The sequence below is a fragment of the Jannaschia maritima genome (assembly GCF_030973515.1).
Lineage (GTDB): Bacteria > Pseudomonadota > Alphaproteobacteria > Rhodobacterales > Rhodobacteraceae > Jannaschia > Jannaschia maritima.
Genome location: NZ_JARGZA010000006.1, coordinates 103,486 through 125,869, shown reverse-complemented (window position 1 = coordinate 125,869; position 22,384 = coordinate 103,486). Strand labels below are relative to the sequence as shown.

General features: G+C 70.9%; 19 protein-coding genes and 1 tRNA gene. 14 read left to right on the top strand and 6 right to left on the bottom strand.

What is annotated here, in order from left to right:
• Positions 1–11 precede the first annotated feature (11 nt).
• Positions 12–2,009, bottom strand: coding sequence for an acyltransferase family protein (locus tag P0084_RS07520; RefSeq protein ID WP_308916206.1), 1,998 nt, complete (start codon positions 2,007–2,009; stop codon positions 12–14).
• A gap of 372 nt (positions 2,010–2,381) precedes the next feature.
• A tRNA-Leu gene (locus P0084_RS07515) sits at positions 2,382–2,468 on the bottom strand.
• A gap of 138 nt (positions 2,469–2,606) precedes the next feature.
• Between P0084_RS07515 and P0084_RS07510 the strand changes: the two genes are divergently transcribed.
• Both P0084_RS07510 and P0084_RS07505 read left to right on the top strand, forming a co-directional pair.
• Positions 2,607–3,590, top strand: a complete 984-nt coding sequence (locus P0084_RS07510) for a complex I NDUFA9 subunit family protein (protein ID WP_308916205.1) — start codon at positions 2,607–2,609, stop codon at positions 3,588–3,590.
• 36 nt (positions 3,591–3,626) lie between these two features.
• Positions 3,627–5,030: an MATE family efflux transporter gene (locus P0084_RS07505; protein WP_308916204.1), complete on the top strand. Its 1,404-nt coding sequence runs from the start codon at positions 3,627–3,629 to the stop codon at positions 5,028–5,030.
• Here the strand turns inward: P0084_RS07505 and P0084_RS07500 are convergent.
• Positions 5,027–5,827 (bottom strand): undecaprenyl-diphosphate phosphatase, encoded by an 801-nt coding sequence (locus P0084_RS07500; RefSeq protein ID WP_308916203.1) that lies wholly within the window; start codon positions 5,825–5,827, stop codon positions 5,027–5,029. The genes P0084_RS07505 and P0084_RS07500 overlap by 4 nt on opposite strands.
• Before the next feature lie 183 nt (positions 5,828–6,010).
• Here P0084_RS07500 and P0084_RS07495 point away from each other — a divergent pair, with 183 nt between their 5' ends.
• The 4 genes from P0084_RS07495 to gltB all read left to right on the top strand — a co-directional run bounded on the left by P0084_RS07495 (position 6,011) and on the right by gltB (position 13,220).
• Entirely contained in the window at positions 6,011–7,507 is a 1,497-nt protein-coding gene (locus P0084_RS07495) for an NAD(P)-dependent oxidoreductase (protein ID WP_308916202.1), read from the top strand.
• Complete coding sequence (locus tag P0084_RS07490; protein ID WP_308916201.1) at positions 7,504–8,040, top strand: hypothetical protein; 537 nt, start codon at positions 7,504–7,506, stop codon at positions 8,038–8,040. Before P0084_RS07495 ends, P0084_RS07490 begins: the two co-directional genes overlap by 4 nt.
• Before the next feature lie 177 nt (positions 8,041–8,217).
• Positions 8,218–8,682 (top strand): GFA family protein, encoded by a 465-nt coding sequence (locus P0084_RS07485; protein ID WP_308916200.1) that lies wholly within the window; start codon positions 8,218–8,220, stop codon positions 8,680–8,682.
• Between the two features lie 50 nt (positions 8,683–8,732).
• Positions 8,733–13,220 (top strand): glutamate synthase large subunit, encoded by a 4,488-nt coding sequence (gene gltB / locus P0084_RS07480; RefSeq protein WP_308916305.1) that lies wholly within the window; start codon positions 8,733–8,735, stop codon positions 13,218–13,220.
• A gap of 19 nt (positions 13,221–13,239) precedes the next feature.
• On the opposite strand, the gene P0084_RS07475 is transcribed toward gltB, so the two are convergent.
• The gene (locus P0084_RS07475; protein WP_308916199.1) at positions 13,240–14,160 is read right to left on the bottom strand and encodes a hypothetical protein; all 921 of its coding nucleotides are present in this window, start codon (positions 14,158–14,160) and stop codon (positions 13,240–13,242) included.
• Between the two features lie 260 nt (positions 14,161–14,420).
• Between P0084_RS07475 and P0084_RS07470 the strand changes: the two genes are divergently transcribed.
• The 6 genes from P0084_RS07470 (at position 14,421) to P0084_RS07445 (ending at position 19,272) form a co-directional block, all read left to right on the top strand.
• Positions 14,421–15,257, top strand: coding sequence for a sulfotransferase family protein (locus P0084_RS07470; RefSeq protein ID WP_308916198.1), 837 nt, complete (start codon positions 14,421–14,423; stop codon positions 15,255–15,257).
• A gap of 103 nt (positions 15,258–15,360) precedes the next feature.
• Positions 15,361–16,062, top strand: coding sequence for a monofunctional biosynthetic peptidoglycan transglycosylase (mtgA, locus tag P0084_RS07465; RefSeq protein WP_374213617.1), 702 nt, complete (start codon positions 15,361–15,363; stop codon positions 16,060–16,062).
• Positions 16,063–16,094: 32 nt separating this feature from the next.
• Positions 16,095–16,760, top strand: a complete 666-nt coding sequence (fzlA, locus tag P0084_RS07460; protein ID WP_308916196.1) for an FtsZ-binding protein FzlA — start codon at positions 16,095–16,097, stop codon at positions 16,758–16,760.
• A gap of 2 nt (positions 16,761–16,762) precedes the next feature.
• Positions 16,763–17,833 (top strand): tRNA epoxyqueuosine(34) reductase QueG, encoded by a 1,071-nt coding sequence (gene queG / locus P0084_RS07455; RefSeq protein WP_308916195.1) that lies wholly within the window; start codon positions 16,763–16,765, stop codon positions 17,831–17,833.
• A complete protein-coding gene (locus tag P0084_RS07450) occupies positions 17,830–18,666 on the top strand; it encodes an SDR family oxidoreductase (protein ID WP_308916194.1) in 837 nt (278 codons plus the stop codon). Before queG ends, P0084_RS07450 begins: the two co-directional genes overlap by 4 nt.
• Positions 18,667–18,762: 96 nt before the next feature.
• Positions 18,763–19,272 (top strand): L,D-transpeptidase family protein, encoded by a 510-nt coding sequence (locus tag P0084_RS07445; protein ID WP_308916193.1) that lies wholly within the window; start codon positions 18,763–18,765, stop codon positions 19,270–19,272.
• A 55-nt stretch (positions 19,273–19,327) separates the two neighbouring features.
• Here P0084_RS07445 and dalA read toward each other — a convergent pair whose 3' ends face one another.
• Positions 19,328–19,870 carry a divisome-associated lipoprotein DalA gene (dalA, locus tag P0084_RS07440; RefSeq protein WP_308916192.1) on the bottom strand — a complete coding sequence of 181 codons (543 nt, stop codon included), beginning with the start codon at positions 19,868–19,870 and terminating at the stop codon, positions 19,328–19,330.
• A gap of 192 nt (positions 19,871–20,062) precedes the next feature.
• Here dalA and P0084_RS07435 point away from each other — a divergent pair, with 192 nt between their 5' ends.
• Both P0084_RS07435 and P0084_RS07430 read left to right on the top strand, forming a co-directional pair.
• Positions 20,063–20,650, top strand: a complete 588-nt coding sequence (locus tag P0084_RS07435; protein WP_308916191.1) for a L,D-transpeptidase — start codon at positions 20,063–20,065, stop codon at positions 20,648–20,650.
• Positions 20,651–20,796: 146 nt separating this feature from the next.
• Positions 20,797–20,988, top strand: a complete 192-nt coding sequence (locus tag P0084_RS07430; RefSeq protein WP_308916190.1) for a hypothetical protein — start codon at positions 20,797–20,799, stop codon at positions 20,986–20,988.
• Positions 20,989–21,191: 203 nt separating this feature from the next.
• On the opposite strand, the gene P0084_RS07425 is transcribed toward P0084_RS07430, so the two are convergent.
• Positions 21,192–22,289 carry a site-specific DNA-methyltransferase gene (locus tag P0084_RS07425; RefSeq protein WP_308916189.1) on the bottom strand — a complete coding sequence of 366 codons (1,098 nt, stop codon included), beginning with the start codon at positions 22,287–22,289 and terminating at the stop codon, positions 21,192–21,194.
• Positions 22,290–22,384 lie beyond the last annotated feature (95 nt).

Genomic DNA, 22,384 nt, shown 5'->3' with positions numbered 1-22,384 from the left:
GGGTCGCGCCATCAGCCGTCCGGTCGGGCGTCCGTCCGGTCCAGATCGTCGAGCAGCGGACCGAAGAGCGGGGACAGCGACAGGCCGCCCCGCCCGCTGAGGTGGTCGCCGTCGCGATAGAGCGGCGTCCGCCCATCGGCCATGAAGAGGGAACAGCCCGCGGGCGAGGCGCAGAACCCCCGCAGCACCGGCCGGAACGCGACGTTCGCATGGCGCGCCGCGACGTCTTCCAGCAGGGGGACGTACCGCGCGCGCTGCGCCACCACCGCGTCGCGGTCCAGAACCGCGCCCTCCGGGTCGGCGCCCCGCAGCATCGCGTGGCGCACATAGGTCCGCAGGTCCAGCACCTCGCCCGACGGGATGTCGTCCAGAAGGACGATCCGCCGGTCGGGCAGGGCCCGGGCCAGCCGGTCGAGCGAGCGGACGAAGACGGCCGCGTTGCCCGCCGCGTCCCGCGCCGTCCCTTCCGAATCCGCGAAGAGCCAGCGCGCGCCCTTCCAGTTGGTCCCGACGGCGTTCTCCCCCCAGGCGGCCGCGACGATCACCGTTTCAATCTCGGGGCGGTCCAGCACGGCCTGCAGCATGACGGCCGGGCGGCCGTCGTCGCCCCGCGCCCCCGCCGGGCGCCGCCCCAGCCCCGGAAAGAGGCCGGGGGCGGTGAACTGCAACCCGGCCATGCCCCGCCGCGCGGCCGCGTCGAACAGGCCCGGTGCCAGGGCATGGGCGTGGCTGTCGCCGATCAGGAAGAACGACGGTGCCACGCCGGGCGCCCCGCGGCGGCAGGGCACCGCGTCCGTCAGGTCGCCCCTGTGGAAGCATTCGGGATGCGGCGTCGCATGACGGTCCACGTCGACGAAGGCCCGCAGGTCGTCCGGCACGGAGGCCGGCCTGCCGCCCGACGCGATCACGCCCCATGCCAGCATCGCGACCAGGGCGGTCGACGCCACCGCACCCGTCATCGCGCCGTCCGTGGTGGGCAGGACGCGGCGGCGGCGGACCGGCTCCTCCACGAAGCGCCAGCTCAGCGTGGCCAGCGCGAACGACACGGCGATGCAGGCGAGCCCGCGCACCGGGCCTTCGGGACCCAGATCGGTGTAGTTCGCGAACACCATGACCGGCCAGTGCCACAGGTACAGCGAATAGGAGATGCGTCCCACGAAGGTGAACGGCGGGGTCGACAGCAGGCGCGCCGTCCAATGGCCCGGATGCGCGGCGCCCGCATGGATCAGCGCGGCGGTCGCGGCCACGGGCAGCGCGGCGCGCCACCCGGGAAAGGCGTCCCGCTCGTCGTAGAGCGCCATGACCGCCAGCAGCACCGCCAGCGCCACGAGCCCCGTCAGGTCCGCCAGGCGGCGTGGCCCCGCCAAACGCGGCAACGTGGCCAGAAGGGTTCCGGCCAGCAGCTCCCACGCACGGGTATGGGGCATGTAGAACGCATAGGGCCGCCAGGCCGCGGTGTAGTGCAGGCACAGCCCGAAGGACCCCACCAGCGCGGCCCCGACCATCCATGGCAGCGCACGCGGCGGCAGAATCCGCAGCGCGACCACGACGCAGACCGGAAGGGCCAGGTAGAATTGCTCCTCGATGGCCAGCGACCATAGGTGCAGCAGCGGCATCAACTCCGCCGACTGGCTGAAGTAGTCGATCGTATGGAGGAAGTGGATATTCGCGAGGAAGAAGGCCCCCGCCCGCGCCGACCGCGCCAGGTCGACGAAGTCGTCCGGCAGCATCACCGCCGCGAACGCAGCGCCCGTCGAGAGCAGGACGACCGTGAAGGCGGGGGCCAGGCGCCGGAACCGCCGTTCGTAGAAGCGCAGGAACCCGAACCGGCCCGCCGCCGCCTCCTCCACCACGATGCGCGACAGCAGATAGCCCGACAGGACGAAGAACATGTCGACCCCCACGAACCCGCCCGGGGCGGCCAGATCGGCATGGAACAGGAGGACCGGAACGACGGCGAGCGCACGCAGCCCGTCGATGTCGGCCCGGTAGGCCAAATGATACCGCATCGCCAAAACCCCGGCGCAAACTCGTCAACCAAATCGCGCGGGCCCAAACACACGGACGCCGCACGGAACCCGGCACCCATGCACGGACGCCCGGCACGGATGAAGCCAATTCGATGCAAATGCGGAATCGTTTCGGGCGCGTTCCGGATGCCCGCATCCGCCCGCCGCCGAACCCCGTCACGGTGCCCGAACGCCTGTGTCGCTTGGGCGTGGCGACTTGCCGGGGCCTCGCCACGACCGGCATCGCCCCGCACCCGCGAAACGCGGCGTTTCCAGATCCGGGGGGGTCGAACGGATGCTCACGGGGTCCGAAGGCGGACCCGTTCCGGCGGGTCCGGGGGGCGTTCGTGGTCGCGATGGGGGGGTCGGCCGTGGTGCCCAGGAGAAGACTCGAACTTCCACTCCCTTGCGGGAACTGGCACCTGAAGCCAGCGCGTCTACCAATTCCGCCACCTGGGCAGGTCCACGGTGCGGGGCCAATACGAAGGCGTCCGGATGGTGTCAATCGGTCCGGATGACGAAAGGACCAAAATGGCGCGCCTTGCCGCGGAACCCCCGCGGGGCTATCGCATTGGCCACCGGAACGGCGGAGGTGCGATGGAACGGCTCGTGACGATATTCGGGGGATCGGGGTTCGTCGGCCGCTATGTCGCCCGCCGCCTCGCGAAGGACGGCTGGCGCGTGCGCGTCGCCTGCCGTCGCCCGAACGAGGCGCTGTTCGTGCGCACCTACGGCAAGGTGGGTCAGGTCGAGCCGGTCTTCAGCAACATCCGCGACGACGACAGCGTGGCCGCCGCCTGCGCCGGCGCGGACGCGGTCGTGAACTGCGTGGGCATCCTGGCGGAATCGGGGCGCAACGGGTTCGACGCGGTGCAGGCCCACGGCGCGACCCGGGTGGCACGCGTGGCCGCCGCGCACGGCATCCGCCGCGTCGTCCACGTCTCCGCCATCGGGGCGGACGCGGACAGCCGCAGCGACTATGCCCGCACGAAGGCCGCTGGCGAGGCGGGGGTGCTGGACCACGCCCCCGACGCCACGATCCTGCGTCCGTCCATCGTGTTCGGGCCGGAGGACCAGTTCTTCAACCGCTTCGCCGCGATGGCCCGCCGGGCCCCGGTGATTCCCGTCGTGGGCGCGTCCACCCGGTTCCAGCCCGTGTTCGCGGACGACGTGGCCCATGCCGCGGCCCTGGCGGTCGAGGGCAAGGCGAAGCCGGGCGTCTACGAGCTGGGCGGCCCCGACGTCGATACGTTCCGCGAGCTAATGCAGACCATGCTGCACGTGATCCGGCGCCGGGCGCTGATCCTGCCGGTGCCGTTCTTCGTGGGTCACGCGATGGGGTTCGGCTTCGACCTGATGCAAAAGGCGACGTTCGGGATCGTCCACAACGGCGTGCTGACCCGCGACCAGGTGCGCAACCTGGGGCGCGACAACGTCGTGTCGGGGCGCCATCCCGGCTTCGCGGATCTGGGCATCACCCCCACCACGATGGAGGCGATCCTGCCCACCTATCTTTGGCGGTTCCGGCCCAGCGGCCAGTACGCCGAGATCAAGGAAAGCGCGCGCAACCTGCGAACCTGACCGGGCGCTGGCCCCGACGAGCGAGGGGGCCGGACCATGGCCGAAGGCAAACGACGCAACCTGAACGACGGGCCGGTCTGGCGCGCGCTGTTGTCGCTGTCGGGGCCCATGGCGCTGGGCATCCTGTCCGCGGTCTCGGTGGGCCTGGTGGACAGCTACTTCTTGGCCCGGCTGGGCGGCGACGCGCTGGCCGCGGTGGGCTTCGTGTATCCGGTCATCTTCACGGTCATGTCGCTCGCCATCGGCCTGTCCGCGGGCGCCAACGCGGCGATCAGCCAAGCCATCGGGCGGGGCGAGAGCGACGACCACGTCGTGCGCATCGGCCTGCACGCCCTGACGCTGGGGGTGGGCCTGGGGGCGGTGACGGCCCTGGCGTTCGGGCTGGGCGATGCCGGGCTGATGCGTCTGATGGGCGCGCGGGGCGCGGTGCTGGACGCGACGCTGGAATACACGACCGTCTGGGCGTTCTCGTTCCCGTTCCTCGTCAGCATGATGCTGATCAACGCGGTCTTCCGCGCCCACGGGGCGGGCAAGCGCGCGGCGGGGGTGATGATCCTGTCGTCGCTCCTGAACGTCGCGGCCACGCCCCTCCTGATCTTCGGATGGGGGCCGGTGCCCGCCCTCGGCGTGACCGGGGCCGCGCTGGCCACGCTGCTGGCGCAGGTGGGGACCTGCGCGGTGTCGGGGTGGCTGGCCTGGCGGGCGGGGATCCTGCGCACCTGCGGCAGTCCATCCAAGGGGTTCGGGGGCAGCGTCCGCACGGTCGCGTCCGTGGGGGGACCGGCCTCGCTGTCGAACGCCATCGCGCCCGCGGGCATGGCCGCCGTCACCGCCGCGGTGGCGACCTTGGGCGCGTCCTATGTCGCGGGGTTCGGCGCCGCGACCCGGGTCGAGAGCCTGCTGGCCGTGCCGCTCCTGGCGCTGTCGTCGGGGATCGGTCCCGTCGTGGGGCAAGCCTGGGGCGCGGGGCTGACCGACCGGGCCGCGCAGGCGCTGCGGCAATCCGTGCTGTTCGCGGTCGGCTACGGCGTGCTGGCCGCCCTGGCGCTGTGGCTGCTGGCCGACCCGATCGCGGGCGCGTTCGCGGCCGGCGACGAGAGCCGGGCCGCCACGGCCGCGTACCTGCGGATCGTGGGGTGGTCGCTGTTCGGCTACGGGATGCTGGTGGTGGGCAACGCGGCGCTGAACGCGATGTCGGCGGCGGGCTATGCGATGGCGATGTCGATGGTCCGCGTGCTGGTCCTGTACCTGCCCCTGGCATGGCTCGGGGCATGGGCCTTCGGCTATGCGGGCGTGCTGGGGGCGGCGGTGATCGCCAACGTCTTCGCGGCCGGGGCCGTGCTGGTCATGGCGCGGGCGGCGGGGCTGCGGGTTGCCGACGGGGCGTGGATCCGGCGGCTGGCGGGGGCGGTGCCGCGCAACCGCGTGGCCCCGGCCTAGGCGTAGGCCCAGACCAGCAGCACCAAGCCCAGCCCGATGCGGTAGCCGACATAGGGCAGGAAGCTGACCGACCGCAGGAGGCGCATCATCAGCGTCAGCGCCACGAGGGCGGCGACGAACGAGAAGGCGGCCGCGACGGCCGCGTCGCGCATCACGGCGGCGTCCACGACGCCGTCGAGCCCGGCGCCCAGCGCCAGGCCGGACGCGACGATGGTGGGGATGGACATCAGCATGGACAGGCGCGCGGCGTCGTGGCGGGCATAGCCCAGCGCGCGCGCGCCCGTGATGACGATGCCCGACCGCGACGTGCCCGGGATCAGCGCCACCGCCTGCCACAGGCCGAAGACGAAGGCGTGCCGCATCGTCCAGTCCCCGGCGGTGCGGACCTGCGGCCCCCAGCGGTCGACGACGCCCAGCAGCAGCCCGAACAGGAGGGTGGTCCAGCCGATCAGGGCGACGGAGCGCAGGGCGTCCGCTGCCCCCGTGACGGTCAGGGCCGCCCCCGCCAGGACGACCGGCACGGTGGCGACGACGAGGCCCAGGGCCAGGCGTTCCTCCGGCCCGCGGCCGCCGCGGAGCAGGCCCACCGTGCCGCGCCAGGCGGCGGCGACGTCGGCGCGGAAGTACGCGACGACCGCACCCAGGGATCCGACATGGACGGCGACGTCCAGGAACCGGCCTTGATCGGGCAGGTCCGTCAACGCGGGCAACAGGACGAGGTGTCCCGACGAGGATATCGGCAGGAACTCGGTCACGCCTTGGATGACCGCTAGGAGGATGAGGTGCCAGAGGAGCATGGAGCCGAATCGGGGGGATCGGGGGGCTTCTGACCCAGAGCATGCCGGTATGAAAGGGCCAGATTGGGACCGCATCGGCCCCAAGATCCCGTCTGGACGGACGGGTCGGGAAAGACTAAGCCGAAGGTCCGGGTCTAATAGGTCAGCACGTATGACCCATATCGTGTCGAGGGAGGGTGGGGGATGCTCAAGTTCGTTTCCGTCGGGCGGGAAATGCCGGAGAAGCGCGGGGCGGCGGACCGCAAGGACGACTTCGGCGAGATCTATCGCGAGTTTGCCGCCGAACGGGCCGCCGAGCAAGCGAGCCGGTGCAGCCAGTGCGGCGTGCCGTACTGCCAGTCGCATTGCCCCCTGCACAACGACATCCCCGACTGGCTGCGCCTGACGGCCGAGGGGCGGCTGCGCGAAGCGTACGACGTGGCGCAGATCACCAACACCTTCCCCGAGATCTGCGGTCGCATCTGCCCGCAGGACCGCCTGTGCGAAGGCAACTGCGTGATCGAGCAGTCCGGCCACGGCACCGTCACGATCGGGTCGGTCGAGAAGTACGTCACCGACACCGCCTGGGAGGAGGGCTGGGTCCAGCCCATCGCGCCCCGCGTCGAGCGAACGGAAAGCGTGGGCGTCATCGGCGCGGGCCCCGGCGGGCTGGCCGCGGCCGACATGCTGCGCCGCGCGGGCGTGCAGGTCACCGTGTACGACCGCTACGACCGGGCGGGCGGGCTGCTGACCTACGGCATTCCCGGCTTCAAGCTGGAGAAGGAGGTGGTGGAGCGCCGCAACCGCCAGCTGGCCGAGGGCGGCGTGACCTTCCGCCTGGGCTGCGAGGTCGGGCGCGACGTCACCTTCGCCGAGATCCGCGATGCGCACGACGCGGTGATCGTGGCCACGGGCGTGTACAAGTCGCGCGAGCTGGAAGGCGACAACTCGGACGCGGACGGCGTGGTCAAGGCCATCGACTATCTGACCGTGTCGTCGAAGAAGTACTTCGGCGACCAGGTGGACGCGTTCGACGACGGCAGCCTGAACGCGCAGGGCAAGCGCGTCGTCGTGATCGGCGGCGGCGACACGGCGATGGACTGCGTGCGCACGGCCATCCGCCAGGGCGCCACGTCGGTGAAGTGCCTGTACCGCCGCGACCGGGCCAACATGCCGGGATCCCAGCGCGAGGTCGCCAACGCGGAGGAGGAGGGCGTCGAGTTCGTCTGGCTGACCGCCCCGGGCGGGTTCGAGACGCGAGGCCCCATGCCCGCCGAGGTGGGACAGATCGGGCCCAAGGAGCAGGTGGCGGGCGTGCGGCCGGGCCGCATCGGCGCCGTGGGCGGCGTCCGCGTGCAGCGCATGAAGCTGGGCGAGGCCGACGCCACGGGCCGCCAGCGCCCGGAGATCATCGAGGGCGCGGATTACGTCGAGGACGCGGACCTGGTCATCAAGGCCCTGGGCTTCGAGCCGGAGGCGCTGCCGACGCTGTGGGACTCCCCCGAGCTGGAGGTGACGCGGTGGGGCACGATCAAGGCCGACTTCCGCACGCACGAGACGGGGCTCGACGGGGTCTATGCCGTGGGCGACATCGTGCGCGGCGCGTCCCTGGTGGTGTGGGCGATCCGCGACGGGCGCGAGGCGGCGGAGGCGATCCTGGACCGCTTCGGTGCGGCGTCCGCAGCGGTGGCAGCGGAATGATCCGCGCGGCAGCGATCGCGGCTTGGGCGCTGTCGGGCCTGGCTGCCGGTGCCGAGACGGCGGCGCCCTATGCCGGGCTGGACGGACGCGACGTCGCGACCCTGCCGCCCGAGCGGGTGGCGGGGCTGCGCGCGGGCGCGGGACTGGGCTATGCGCTCGCGGCCGAATTGAACGGCTATCCCGGTCCGCTGCACGTTCTGGAACACGGCGCGGCGCTGGATCTGACGCCGCAGCAACGCGCCGCCGTGGAGGCGATCCGTGCGCGCATGCTGGCCCGGGCGCGACCCCTGGGCGAGGCGCTGATCGCGGCGGAGGCGGCGCTCGACGCGGCGTTCGAGGCGGGCGGTCTGGACCCCGCGCGTCTGTCCGCGCTGACGGTGGAAGCCGGGACCACGGAGGCGGCGCTGCGCGCCGTCCACCTGGAAGCGCATCTGGAAACCGCGCCGCTTCTGAACCGGCATCAGCGGATGGTGTATGCCCGGTTGCGCGGCTACGACGAGGGTGGTCACGGGGGCGGACATGGCGGGCACTGACCTGCCCGGGGATCGGGTCCGGGCCGGATCCATCCCCGTTGCGCCCGACGCATGGACGGGCGACCGATCGGCCGATCGGCGGGATGCACCCCCCGTACACCCCCCGTACACCCCCCGTGCATACGGACGTGCATCCCACCTGGCGCAATGGGTCAGCATCGCTGACGCGTCGGCGTCATGAGCGACATCCGCGATCCCCACCGCCGGACGGGGCGTCTGGACGGGCGGTGCCTGTGCGGGGCGGTGCGCATCGTGATCGACGGCGACCACGTGGCCGGGGTGGGCGCGTGCCATTGCACGATGTGCCGCCGCTGGTCGGGGCTGGTCTATGGCACGTTCGACGTGGCGCGCGATGCGGTCGCGGCGACGGGGCCGGTGGTGCGCTACCGGTCCAGCGAGAACGCGGTCCGCGCGTTCTGCGGGACCTACGGATCCCATCTGTGGATGGAGATGCCGGACGAGCCTCATGCGCCCTACGAGATGATCCCCGGCCCGTTCGAGGGCACGCGGGACTTCCCGCTGATATCGGAAATCTACGTCGATCGCCGCCCGGCCCACGTGCCGCTGACGGGCGACCACCGCACCAGGACCCGGGCCGAATACGAGGCCGGGGCCTTCCACATCGAGGGGGACGATCCATGACCCATTGGTTCACCGAGTACGAGCGCCGCGAGGTCGAACGTCGGGCCGCGATGGGGACGGCGTCGCTGTACCGCGAGGACAGCGAGCACGCGTCCTGCGGCGTGGGCCTGGTCGTGGACATCAAGGGCGGCCCGTCGCGCCGGGTCGTGGAGGCGGGCATCGGGGCGCTCAAGGCGATCTGGCACCGGGGCGCCGTGGACGCGGACGGCAAGACAGGCGACGGCGCGGGGATCCACCTGCAGATCCCCGTGGACTTCTTCCACGACCAGGTGCGCCGCACGGGGCACGAGCCGCACACCGACCAGATCCTCGCCGTGGGGCAGGTGTTCCTGCCGCGCACCGACTTCGCCGCGCAGGAGGTGTGCCGCACCATCGTGGAGGCGGAGGTCCTGCGCATGGGCCACACGATCTACGGCTGGCGGCACGTGCCGGTGAACATCGACGTGTTGGGCGAGAAGGCCAACGCGACGCGGCCCGAGATCGAGCAGATCCTGATATCGAACGCCAAGGGCGCGGACGAGGAGACGTTCGAGCGCGAGCTCTACGTCATCCGGCGGCGGATCGAGAAGGCGGCGGTGGCCGCCCAGGTCGGGGGCCTCTACATCGCGTCGCTGTCGTGCCGGTCGGTCATCTACAAGGGGATGATGCTGGCCGAGCAGGTGGCCGAGTTCTATCCCGACCTGAAGGACGAGCGCTTCACCTCCGCCTTCGCGCTCTATCACCAGCGGTATTCCACCAACACGTTCCCGCAATGGTGGCTGGCCCAGCCGTTCCGGATGCTGGCGCATAACGGCGAGATCAACACGCTGAAGGGCAACCTGAACTGGATGCGGTCCCACGAGATCCGCATGGCGGGCGGCGCGTTCGGGGACCAGGCCGCCGACATCAAGCCCATCGTGCCGCAGGGCGCCAGCGATTCCGCCGCCCTGGACGCGGTGTTCGAGGTCCTGGTGCGCGCGGGCCGCAACGCGCCCATGGCCAAGACGATGCTGGTGCCCGAGGCCTGGTCGCAGCAGGCCGAGGAGTTGCCCGAGGCGTGGCGCAACATGTACAACTACTGCAACGCGGTGATGGAGCCGTGGGACGGGCCCGCGGCGCTGGCGATGACGGACGGGCGCTGGGTCTGCGGGGGGCTGGACCGGAACGGGCTGCGGCCCATGCGGTACGTCGTGACGGGCGACGGGCTGCTGATCGCGGGCTCGGAGGCGGGCATGGTGCCCGTGGACGAGGCCACCGTGATCGAGAAGGGCGCGCTGGGCCCGGGGCAGATGATCGCCGTGGACATGGCCGAAGGCCGGCTGTTCCACGATGCCGAGATCAAGGACGACCTGGCCGCGACCCTGCCCTTCGGAGACTGGTGCGACCGGATCACCGACCTGGAGGCGGTGACCGCGGGCGTGGCGGAGGCGGCGGTCCATTCGGGCGAGGCCCTGCGCACCCGCCAGGTGGCCGCGGGCTATACGATCGAGGAGCTGGAGCAGGTCCTGGCCCCCATGGCGGAATCGGGCAAGGAGATGATCGCGTCCATGGGCGACGACACGCCCGCGGCCGTGCTGTCCGAACGCTATCGGCCCCTGTCGCACTTCTTCCGCCAGAACTTCAGCCAGGTGACGAACCCGCCGATCGATTCCTTGCGCGAATACCGGGTGATGTCGCTGAAGACCCGGTTCGGGAACCTGAAGAACGTGCTGGACCAGGACAGCAGCCAGACGGAGATCCTGGTCCTGGACAGCCCCTTCGTGGGCAACGCGCAGTTCCAGGCCATCATGGGGCAGATGGGGGAATCGGTCGTCACCATCGACTGCACCTTCCCCGCGGGCGGCGCGCAGGGCGCCCTGGCCGCGGGGCTGGCCCGCATCCGCGAGGAGGCCGAGGAGGCGGTGCGCTCCGGGGCGGGGCATCTGGTGCTGACGGACCGGTTCCAGGACGCGGACCGCGTGGCCATGCCGATGATCCTGGTTACGAGCGCCGTGCATTCGTGGCTGACGCGCAAGGGGCTGCGGACGTTCTGCAGCCTCAACGTGCGGTCGGCGGAATGCGTGGACCCGCATTACTTCGCGGTGCTCGTGGGCTGCGGGGCGACCACGGTGAACCCGTACCTGGCGCAGGACAGCCTGGCCGACCGGATCGAGCGGGGCCTTCTGGAAGGGTCGCTGACGGAGGCCGTGACGCGGTACCGCGCGGCGATCGATTCCGGCCTGCTGAAGATCATGTCGAAGATGGGGATCAGCGTCGTCAGCTCCTATCGGGGGGGGCTGAACTTCGAGGCGGTGGGCCTGAGCCGGGCGATGGTGGCCGAGTACTTCCCCGGCATGCTGTCCCGGATCAGCGGGATCGGCGTCATCGGCGTCCAGCGCAAGATGGAGGCCATCCACGCGAAGGGCTGGCGGGCGGAGGCGACGAACGTCCTGCCCATCGGCGGGTTCTACAAGGCGCGGCGCCGCGGCGAGCGGCACGCCTGGGAGGCGCAGACGATGCACATGCTGCAGGCGGCCTGCGCGAACGCGTCCTTCGAGCTGTGGAAGCAGTATTCCGCGGCGCTGAAGGCGAACCCGCCCATCCACCTGCGCGACCTGCTGGCGATCAAGCCCCTAGGCCGGCCCGTGCCGATCGAGGAGGTGGAATCGATCACGTCGATCCGCAAGCGGTTCGTCACGCCCGGCATGTCCCTGGGCGCGCTGAGCCCGGAGGCGCACAAGCTCTTGAACGTGGCGATGAACCGGATCGGGGCCAAGTCGGATTCGGGCGAGGGCGGCGAGGACCCGGCGCATTTCGTGCCCGAGCCCAACGGCGACAACCCGTCGGCCAAGATCAAGCAGGTGGCGTCGGGGCGCTTCGGGGTGACGGCCGAGTACCTGAACCACTGCGAGGAGCTGGAGATCAAGGTGGCCCAGGGCGCCAAGCCCGGGGAAGGGGGCCAGCTGCCCGGCATGAAGGTCACGGAGCTGATCGCGCGGCTGCGCCATTCCACGCCCGGCGTGACGCTGATCTCGCCGCCGCCGCATCACGACATCTATTCGATCGAGGATCTGGCGCAGCTGATCTACGACCTCAAGCAGATCAACCCGCGCGCGAAGGTCACGGTGAAGCTGGTGGCGTCCTCGGGCGTGGGGACCATCGCTGCGGGCGTGGCGAAGGCCAAGGCGGACGTCATCCTGATCTCCGGGCACAACGGGGGGACGGGGGCCAGCCCCGGGACCAGCATCAAGTATGCGGGCCTGCCCTGGGAGATGGGCCTGACGGAGGCACACCAGGTCCTGGCGATGAACAACCTGCGGTCCCGCGTGACGCTGCGGACCGACGGGGGCCTGCGCACGGGGCGCGACGTGGTCATGGCCGCGATGATGGGCGCGGAGGAGTTCGGCATCGGAACGGCGGCGCTGATCGCCATGGGCTGCATCATGGTGCGCCAGTGCCAGTCGAACACCTGCCCCGTGGGGGTCTGCACGCAGGACCCGGCCTTGCGCGAGAAGTTCACCGGCACGGCGGACAAGGTCGTGAACCTGATCACCTTCTATGCCCAGGAGGTGCGGGGGCTGTTGGCCGAGATCGGGGCGCGCAGCCTGGACGAGGTGATCGGGCGGGCCGATCTGTTGGCGCAGGTCAGCAGGGGGTCGGCGCATCTGGACGACCTGGATCTGAACCCGCTGCTGATCACCGTCGATGGGGCGGACCGGATCCGCTACGACCGGGGGCGCGACCGCAACGCGGTGCCCGACACGCTGGACGCGCAGATCGTGCGCGACGCGGAGCGGTTCCTGGACGACGGCGAGAAGATGCAGCTGTCCTATGCGGTGCAGAACACGCATCGCAGCGTGGGCACGCGCACCAGCAGCCACATCGTGCGGCGGTTCGGGATGCGCAACGGCTTGCAGCCCGACCACCTGACGGTGAAGCTGCAGGGATCGGCGGGGCAGTCGCTGGGCGCCTTCGCCGCCCCGGGCCTGAAGCTGGAGGTGTCGGGCGACGCCAACGACTATGTCGGCAAGGGGCTGTCGGGGGGGACGATCGTGGTGCGGCCGCCCCAGGTCAGCCCCCTGCGCGCGGACCGCAACGTCATCGTCGGCAACACCGTGCTCTATGGCGCCACGGCGGGCCACCTGTTCGCGGCCGGCCGCGCGGGCGAGCGGTTCGCGGTCCGCAACTCCGGCGCGTCGGTGGTGGTGGAAGGGTGCGGGTCGAACGGCTGCGAGTACATGACCGGGGGCGTGGCCGTGATCCTAGGCGACATCGGCGGCAACTTCGGCGCGGGCATGACGGGGGGGATGGCGTACCTGTACGACCCCGAGGGACGCGTGCCCAAGCTGATGAACGCGGAAACGCTGGTGACCTGCCCCGTGACGGTGGACCATTGGGCGGTGCAGCTGCGCGGCCTGGTCGAGCGGCACGCGGCCGAGACCGGCAGCCGCAAGGCCACGGCGCTGCTGTCGGACTGGTCGGGCGAGCTGCGGCACTTCGTGCAGGTCTGCCCCAAGGAGATGCTGGTCCACCTGGCCGCGCCCCTGGCCCTGGAGGAGGGCGCGATCCCCGCGGAGTGACGGGTCCCCGCCCGCGGCGTCAGGCGGCGGGCGGGCGCAGGAACGGGGCGGCCATCGGGTCGCGCAGGTGGTCGTAGCGGTCGTAGCCGTGGACGGCGGGGATGATCCGCCCGTCGGAGCGCCGCCGCAGGACCGTGCCGTCCAGCAACGTCGTGGCGGCGCCGACCTCGCCCGCGAGCGTGGCGACCGCCCCTTCGAGTTCGGGGATCACGGTCAGGGGCGTCGTGAACGTGCCGGCTTGGTAGTGGTAGTTGAACATGCCCTGCTCGACGGTCAGGAACGGATCCCGCCCGATGATGTCGAAGAATTCCAGGCACAGCGCGCGCAAGGGCTCGGTGCGGCCCATCACGGTCCCGACGCAGATCGGCCTAACGTCGTGCAGCCGCTTCACCGCCGCCTCGCCGTAGCCCTTGCGCACCCATTCCGCGTTCCACCGCTGCTCCCCAAAGGTGTGCGCCTCCTCGAATATCTGCACGGCGTCATCGCCCAGATGCGCGAAGACGTCGCTTTGGAACAGGACGTCCTTCACGTCCGACAGGAACGCGGCCTCGTATTCGTGGGCATGGGCCCCCAAGACGCGGGCGATGGCGGTCCAGCGGGCGAAGTGGGGGTGGTGCCAGATCTCGATCACGTGGCGGTAGCCGTCCGCGATCTCGGGCATGCGCCGGCGGGCGCCGGTGCGCTGCAGCGCCCGGAGCCCCTGGATCACGGCGCGCGACGCGGCCTTAGCGGGCCGGCCCATCCGCGGGCCGTAGGTCGAGACGGTGTGGAAGATGCGGCATCCCGTTTCGCGCACGATGTCGGCGATGCCGTCGGTGGTGTTGGTGACCAGCCCGATGTCGACGGCATCGGCATCGTGGACCGCCCGGGCGGAGCGCAGGAACACCGCGACGGACGCGGTCGTCTGGTTCGTGGCGAAGCCCAGGATCAGCTTCTTCATGGGCGGACTCCGACGCCAGGCAGGGAAGGGGCCGTGTCTAGGCGGTCCCACCGGACGTGGCAACCGCGCCACGTTCGCAAGGTGAACGAGAGTCGGACCGGGACGCCCGTCATCGAAGGTCGCTCGGACGGACCCGGCGTGCGCAGATTCCAAAGTCTTTGACCGATTGGAGGCCTCGCCCTTATTTAGCTCCATAGCGTAAGCAGACGCGGGGAACCGCCGCGTGGTTCGGCTGGACGGGGTCGTCCGGATGCCGCGCGATGCGCCCTCGTCGCGAACGTAGGAGAAAGGATGACCGGAGCATGACACTGAAATCCACGACGCGGCGTGCCAAAGCCGTCCTGCGTGGTCTCGTCAATCGCCGTCGCAACCCTTTGCCGGTTCTCGCATGGTCCGACACGCCCAGGTGCTTCGGTCGCTACCTTTTCATCTGCGGCGCGCATCGCAGTGGGACCACGCTGCTCGAGAGCGCGTTGCGGGTTCGTTGCAGCTTCGTCGGCTTGGAGGGGCCGGTGCCTGAGAACGAAGGTATTCACCTTCAGGACGTCTATACCGGGGGCGGCGTGGGGCAGTTCGGACTGGAGTGGCCCCTGGAGCCACCCCCGCCCGACACAGCGCCGGAGTTGCGACGGCGCCTTCTGTCCCGCTGGACACCCTGGATGACAGGCGAGGGCGAAGCGCTGCTGGAGAAGAGCCCGCCGAACCTGACCAAAATCGCCTGGCTTCGCGCGGTGTTCCCCGGCGCCCGGTTCCTGGTGCTGGCTCGCGACCCCCGCGTCGTGTCTGCATCCACAAGCAAATGGGTCCATTACGAGATCCCGATGCTGATGCAGAATTGGGACCGCGCCTATGCCACGGCATGGGCGGACCTGGACACCGATTGCGCAGTGCTGACATACGAGGCGTTCTGCGTGGATCCCGAGGGCGAGATCGACCGCGTGATCGAAGCCCTTGACCTGCCGGTGCGGGACCGTCCGTTGCCGATGCCGGACCGGTACCGGGTCCTGCGCAACAGCAACGCGTCGTACCTGTCGAAGTTCGAGGGCATGACATTCGGACCGGGTTCATGGCGAAATTACGGATACGATTTCGATTGAGACGTCCTCCACGTCCCTTTGCCTTTTCCTCCGCCCTGGCAAGGGCACGGCCGGCTCGGTCATGACGGCTCGGACTACGCTGCGACGTGCGAGAAAGCGTACAATGCGGAACCTCTTTCGGATGCGCGTGCGGCGTGCCGTCGGGGCGATGGGACGCCTCGCCTTGCGCACAGGCCTCCTTGGCGTCGCTTTCCTCATGCTTTTGGTGCTGGCGTTCCGCGTCGTGCCGCCGCCCGCGACGCCCTACATCGTCTCGGAATCCTGGCGGCTGGGCGGCGTGGACCGCGAGTGGGTGGCGCTGGACGACGTCGCGCCGGTGATGGCGCGGGCCGTCGTGGCGGCGGAGGACGCGAACTTCTGCCGCCATTGGGGGTTCGACGTGGACGCGATCCGCGCGGCGATCCGGGGCGGCGGCGCGCGCGGCGCGTCCACGATCAGCCAGCAGACGGCCAAGAACGTGTTCCTGTGGCAGGGCCGGTCCTGGCTGCGCAAGGCGCTGGAGGTGCCGTTCACCCTGGCGATCGAGGCGGCCTGGCCCAAGCGGCGCATCCTGGAGGTGTACCTGAACGTCGCGGAGTTCGACCGCGGCGTGTTCGGCGTGCAGGCGGCGGCGCGGCGCTATCACGGGGTGGACGCCGGGGCGCTGACCGCGGTGCAGGCGGCGCGCCTGGCCGCAATCCTGCCCGATCCCAAGGGGCGGGACGCGGGCGCGCCGTCGCGCTTCGTGCGCGACCGGGCCGCGTCCATCCGGGACGGGGCTGCGACGATCCGGGCGGACGGGCGGGCGCGCTGCTTCCAGGATTGAACCGGCCGCGGGGCTGCGGCATCTAGCATGGCATGATCCAGTTGCATCACTTCGCCCTGTCGCCCTTCTGCCGCAAGGTCCGGCTGGTGCTGGCCGAGAAGAAGCTGGAGGTCGATCTGATCGAGGAGCGGTACTGGGAGCGCCATCCCGAGTTTCTGCGCCGCAACGCGGCCGGTCAGGTGCCCGTCCTGCGGATAGACGGGCTGACCCTGTCCGACAGCGCCGCCATCTGCGAGTACCTGGAGGAAACGGTGCCCCGGCCCGCGCTGCTGCCCGAGGACGCGCCCGCCCGCGCGGAGGTGCGGCGCCTGACGGGGTGGTTCGACGACAAGTTCCACGCGGAGGTGACGTCGAAGCTGGTCTACGAGCGGATCAACAAGAAGCTGACGCGGCAGGGCTATCCCGACGGGGCGAACGTCAAGGCGGGCGTGAAGGCGGTCAAGTTCCACCTGGACTACATGGGGTGGCTGCTGGACCAGCGGCGCTGGCTGGCCGGCGACGCGCTGTCGTTGGCGGACTTCGCCGCGGCCGCGCACCTGTCGTGCCTGGACTACATCAGCGACGTGGACTGGGACCGGAACGCGGGCGTGCGCGACTGGTACGCCAAGATCAAGTCGCGCCCGGCCTTCCGTTCGATCCTGGCCGACGTCGTGCCCGGGTTCCGGCCCGCGGCGCATTACGCGGATCTGGACTTCTAGGGTTGGCCCGCCGCGAGGCCCCTACCCAAGCGGCGGGCCTGGACGGCGGGTCGCTCAAATCCCGCCTGTCGGCGCAAGCCCGCGCCGAAGGGTTCGCTGCGATGGGCGTCTGCCGTCCCGACGCCATCCCCGACGCGCCGGCCCGCCTGCGACGCTTCCTGAACGACGGGCATCACGGGCAGATGGAGTGGATGGCGGACCGTGCGGCGTGGCGGGGCGATCCGGGCGCTTTGTGGCCGCAGGCCCGGTCGGTCGTGATGCTGGCCCATAGCTACGCGCCCGACCACGATCCGCTGGACGACCTGGCCGACCCGGCGCGGGGGGCCGTCAGCGTGTATGCGCAAGGGCGGGACTATCACGACGTGGTCAAGAAGGCGTTGAAGCGATTGGGGCGGTGGCTGATCGACGCTGCGGGGACCGATCCGGCCATCAAGGTCTTCGTCGACACCGCCCCCGTGATGGAGAAGCCCCTGGCCCAGGCCGCCGGGCTGGGCTGGCAGGGCAAGCACACGAACCTGCTGGGCCGGGACTTCGGCAACTGGGTGTTCCTTGGCGCGATCCTGACGACGCTGGACCTGCCCGCGGACGCGGCGGAGGCCGAACGTTGCGGCACGTGCCGCCGCTGCTTGGACGTCTGTCCCACGGATGCCTTTCCCGCACCGTTCCGATTGGATGCGCGGCGCTGCATCAGCTATCTGACCATCGAGCATCGCGGCCCGGTGGACGAAGGCCTGCGCCCCGCCCTGGGCAACCGGATCTATGGCTGCGACGATTGCCTGGCGGTGTGTCCCTGGAACAAGTTCGCGGTGGCGGCGGGCGACCTGCGCTACCACGGGCCGCACCGGGCGCCGGACCTGGCCGAACTGGCGGGGCTGGACGATGCGGGGTTCCGCGCGCGCTTCGCGGGCAGCCCGATCAAGCGGATCGGGCGGGACCGGATGGTGCGCAACGTGGCCTATGCGATCGGCAATTCGGGGCGGGCATCGCTGCGGCCCGTGGTGCAGGCGCTGTGCGAGGACGCGGACGCCGCGGTGGCGGATGCGGCGCGCTGGGCGGTGGGGCGGCTGGCATGAAGACCCTGCTGTCCTTCGGGCACGGCTATTCGGCCCGTGCGCTGACGCCCGCCCTGCTGGACCGGGGCTGGCGCGTGGTCGGCACCACGCGGTCGGCGGACAAGGCGGACGCGCTGCGCGCCGGAGGGGTCGAGCCGCTGATCTGGGGCGATCCCCTGCCGGGCGATGCGACGCACGTCCTGGTCAGCGCGGGGCCGTCCGAGGACGGGGACCCGGTCTTGGCGACCTATGGCGATGCCTTGCGGGACCGGATCGGGGGGATGGCCTGGGTAGGGTACCTGTCGACCACGGGCGTTTATGGCGACCATGGCGGCGGATGGGTGGACGAGGACACGCCCCTCACCCCGTCCACCCGGCGGGGGCGGTGGCGGGTGGAGGCGGAGGCCGCGTGGCGGGCGTTCTGCCCCGCCGTGCACGTGTTCCGCCTGGCAGGGATCTACGGGCCCGGCCGGGGGCCGTTCAGCAAGGTGCGGGCGGGCACGGCGCGGCGCATCGTGAAGCCGGGGCAGGTGTTCAGCCGCATCCACGTGGACGACATCGCGGCCGTGCTGCTGGCGAGCCTCGACCGGCCCGATCCGGGCGCCGTCTACAACGTGTGCGACGACGATCCCGCGCCGCCCCAGGACGTGATCGCCCATGCCGCGGCCCTGCTGGGCCTGCCCCCGCCGCCCGAGGTGGCGTTCGAGGAGGCCGACCTGACCCCCATGGCGCGCAGCTTCTATGCCGAATCGAAGCGCGTGCGGAACGACCGCATCAAGCGCGACCTCGGCGTGCGCCTGCGCCACCCCGACTACCGCCGTGGCCTGGCGGACCTGTTGTCGCGCGACGGGTGACGCGCGACGGCTTCCCACGGGGGGGTGGTTTACGATATGGTAACCCTGTTCGCGCAACGGATGGTCCGATCAACGGGCCCGGCGACGGAGGGGCAGATGGGACAGACGATCACGCGGCGCGCCGCGCTGGCGATGGGGGTGGGCGGCACGCTGACCCTGGCCGGCTGCGGCGGAAAGTTCTACGAATACGGCGGTCCGCAGGTGACCCGCATCATCGTGCAGAAGACGCAGCGGCGGATGCACCTGCTGCACGGCAACGTGGCGCTCGAAACCTACGACGTGCAGTTGGGGTTCACGGCGACGGGCCACAAGCAGCAATACGGCGACGGCCGCACGCCGGAGGGGCGTTACCACATCGACCGGCGCAACCCCGATTCGCGGTTCTACCTGTCCGTCGGCATCGACTATCCCAACGCGGTCGACCGGGCGCGGGCCAAGGAGCGCGGCGTCGATCCGGGCGGCGACATCTTCATCCACGGCTGGGGCGAGACGCGCCGCGGCCGGTCGCAGGACTGGACCGCGGGCTGCGTGGCCGTGACCAACCGCGAGATGCGGCACGTCTATGCGATGGTGCGCAACGGGACGCCCGTGGACATCTTCGCCTGAGGGGCGCGGCGATCGGGGGCCCGTCGGTTCGGGCCCCCTGCGCGCCCGCGCCGCGTCAGAGCGCGGCCACCGCGACGCCGCCCGCGCCCGCGCCCATGTTCAGCGTCCACCAGATCTTGCCGCCCGGTTCCTGGAACCAGGAGAAGCCCATGTCGGTGGCCGTCCGGTCGACCAGGACGCGGCGGGTGCCGCGTTCCTGCGCCCAGGCGGCGATGGTCTGGGTTTCCGTTTCGAACGTTTCGGCCACGGCCTCGCCCAGCAGGCGGCCGCCGTATCCCGCGCGGCGGGCACGGTCGATCGGGTTGGTGCCGTCCGAGCCGAAGTGCCAGGGGCGGTTCTGCAGGCTCATGTCGCGGGAATGGACGCGGGCGGCGCGGGTCAGCGCGTCGTCCAGCCGAACGGGCGGGGCGCCCGCGCCCGCGCGCAGGGCGTTGACGGCCTGCAGCGCGTTTCCGGGTATCTCGCGCGCGACGGCCCCGGTGATTCGGTAGGCTTGCGGCAGCAACTGCCCGTCGGGGCCGATGGTCGGCGGGGCGGGCGTGGTGCAGGCGGACAGGGCTGTGCCTGTCAGCAGGAGAAGGGCGTGGCGACGGTTCATGCGGATCCTCCGGGGGGGATGCGGTGCGGGGGCGGTTGCGGGTGACGAGCGACCTAGCGCCGAACGGGGGCCCACGCAAATCCCGCGCGGGTCCCGGCGCGACAATCGGAACTTCACGTTTGCGCCCGCATTGGTTGCCCAAAGGGGGTCCCCGCCCTACCCCTTGTCGTCGAGAACGGGAGACTTGTGCCGATGAACCGCCCCAACCGCACCCTCAGCCGCCGCGCCCTGCTGGGCGCGGGCCTGGCCAGCCTGGCCGCGCCCCTGGCCGCCCAGACCCTGCCGCCCATCGCGATCGAGCGTCCGGCGGGCCGCGACGTGCCGCGCAACACCATGAGCTTCAAGGCCCAGGACTGGCGTCCGCATTTCGGCAGCCTGCGGCGCGGGGCCATCCTGGTCGACATCGACAGCCGCATCCTGCACATGTGGGAGGAGAACGGCGCGTATCACCTGTATCCGTCGTCCGTGCCGATGTCGGAGGACATGACGCGCCGGGGCCGCACCAGCGTCACCCGCATGGTGGTGGGACCGGGCTGGACGCCCACGCCCAACATGCGCCGGCGGGACCCCAGCCTGCCCGCCCACATCCCGCCGGGACCGAACAACCCCCTGGGCACCCACGCGATGCATCTGGGCTGGAAGTACTACCGCATCCACGGCACGCACGATCCGCGCAAGATCGGGCGGCGCGCGTCGTCCGGCTGCATCGGCCTCTACAACGAGCACATCGCGGAGGTGTTCTCGATGGCGCGGGTCGGGACGCAGGTGTTGCTGATATGACGAAACTGCCCCCGGGGCAGGGGTGCGGGGGCGTGTCCGCGTTGCAAACAACGGGTCTTGCTGCTTAACGATTCGCACGAGGTACCGTCTCTGGTGTCACACGGCGCGTCACATCGATGCGGCGGTGGCCCATCTTGGAGGATGACATGAAGAAACTCGCACTCGCCGTCGCCATTTCCGGCGCCGCCACCACCGCCTTCGCCGGCAACACGTTTGAGACCCCTCCCGATCCGGTCGTGCCCGCCGTGATCGTCGAGGACACGTCGTCCTCGTCCGCCGGCATCGTCGTTCCGATCCTGGCCCTGATCCTGATCGCCGCCGCCGTCGCGAGCGACTGATCCGCGCAGGCGTTTCGACCGCGGGAAGGGCGTCCTTTGGGGCGCCTTTTTCGTTTGGGACTGGCCGTCCGTCCGCGGGGTCCGGCGTGACGCCGTCGCGCGCGTTCCTTGAACGCCAAAAGCCCCCGCACCGTCCGGCGCGGGGGTAAGGTGGCGTCTGCCGGACATTGGACAGCAGACGCAGGCGGTAACTGGTGGCGTCGTCAGGCCATGCCGGCCATCTCGTCGCGGATCTGTTGGCGCAGGGCGTCGATGGGCACGGGCCGCCCGTCGCGGCGGATGTGCCAGTAGGTCCAGCCGTTGCACGACGGCGCGTTCTCCAATCGCGCGCCGAGCTGGTGGATCGAGCCCGCGTCCCGGCCCGACGACAGCGTGCCGTCGGCGCGGACCTTCGCGCGCCGCTTGCCGTTCCCGCTGAGCAGCTCCTCGCCCGGGCGCAGGAGGCCGCGTTCGACCAGGGTGCCGAAGGGGACGCGCGGCTCAGCGCGCTTGGCGCGGGTGACGTCGAGCGCGGCGCGTTCCACGGGAACCACGCGGTCGATGCGGGCCCGGGCCATGGCGCGGTACTCCGCTTCGCGTTCTATGCCGATCCATCGGCGGCCCAGCAGCTTGGCGACCGCGCCGGTCGTGCCGGACCCGAAGAAGGGGTCCAGGATCACGTCGCCGGGATTCGTGGTCGACAGGATGACCCGGTGCAGCAGGCTTTCGGGCTTCTGCGTGGGATGCGCCTTCTCGCCCCGCGCGTTCTTCAGCCGCTCGTGGCCCGTGCAGATCGGCAGGGTCCAGTCGGACCGCATCTGCACGCCGTCGTTGGCCGCCTTCATCGCGTCGTAGTTGAAGGTGTAGCGGCTGCCTTCGGACTTCGACGCCCAGATCAGGGTCTCGTGCGCGTTGGTCAGCCGCTTGCCGCGGAAGTTGGGCATCGGGTTGGTCTTGCGCCAGATCACGTCGTTGAGGATCCAGAAGCCCGCGTCCTGCAGCGCGGCGCCCACGCGGAACACGTTGTGGTAGCTGCCGATCACCCAGATCGCGCCGTCGGGCTTCAGGACCCGGCGGGCCGCCTTCAGCCAGGCGCGGGTGAAGGCGTCGTAATCCGCGAAGGTGTCGAAGCGGTCCCAGGCGTCGTCCACGCCGTCCACGCGGCTGTTGTCGGGCCGGTGCAGGTCGCCGCGCAACTGCAGGTTATAGGGGGGATCCGCGAAGATCAGGTCCACGCTGTCCGCCGGCATCGTCTCCATCGCGGCGATGCAATCGCCGGACAAGATCGTATCGGTCGGGCGCGGGTGCGTCCGTTGGTTCATTGCCATGTCTCTGCCTCGATGGCCCGCTCTTTGGTGGCGTGGCCTTGTTCTGCGAGGAGCAGGTCAAAGGGCTCCGCGGGGCGGAGGCGGGGCGC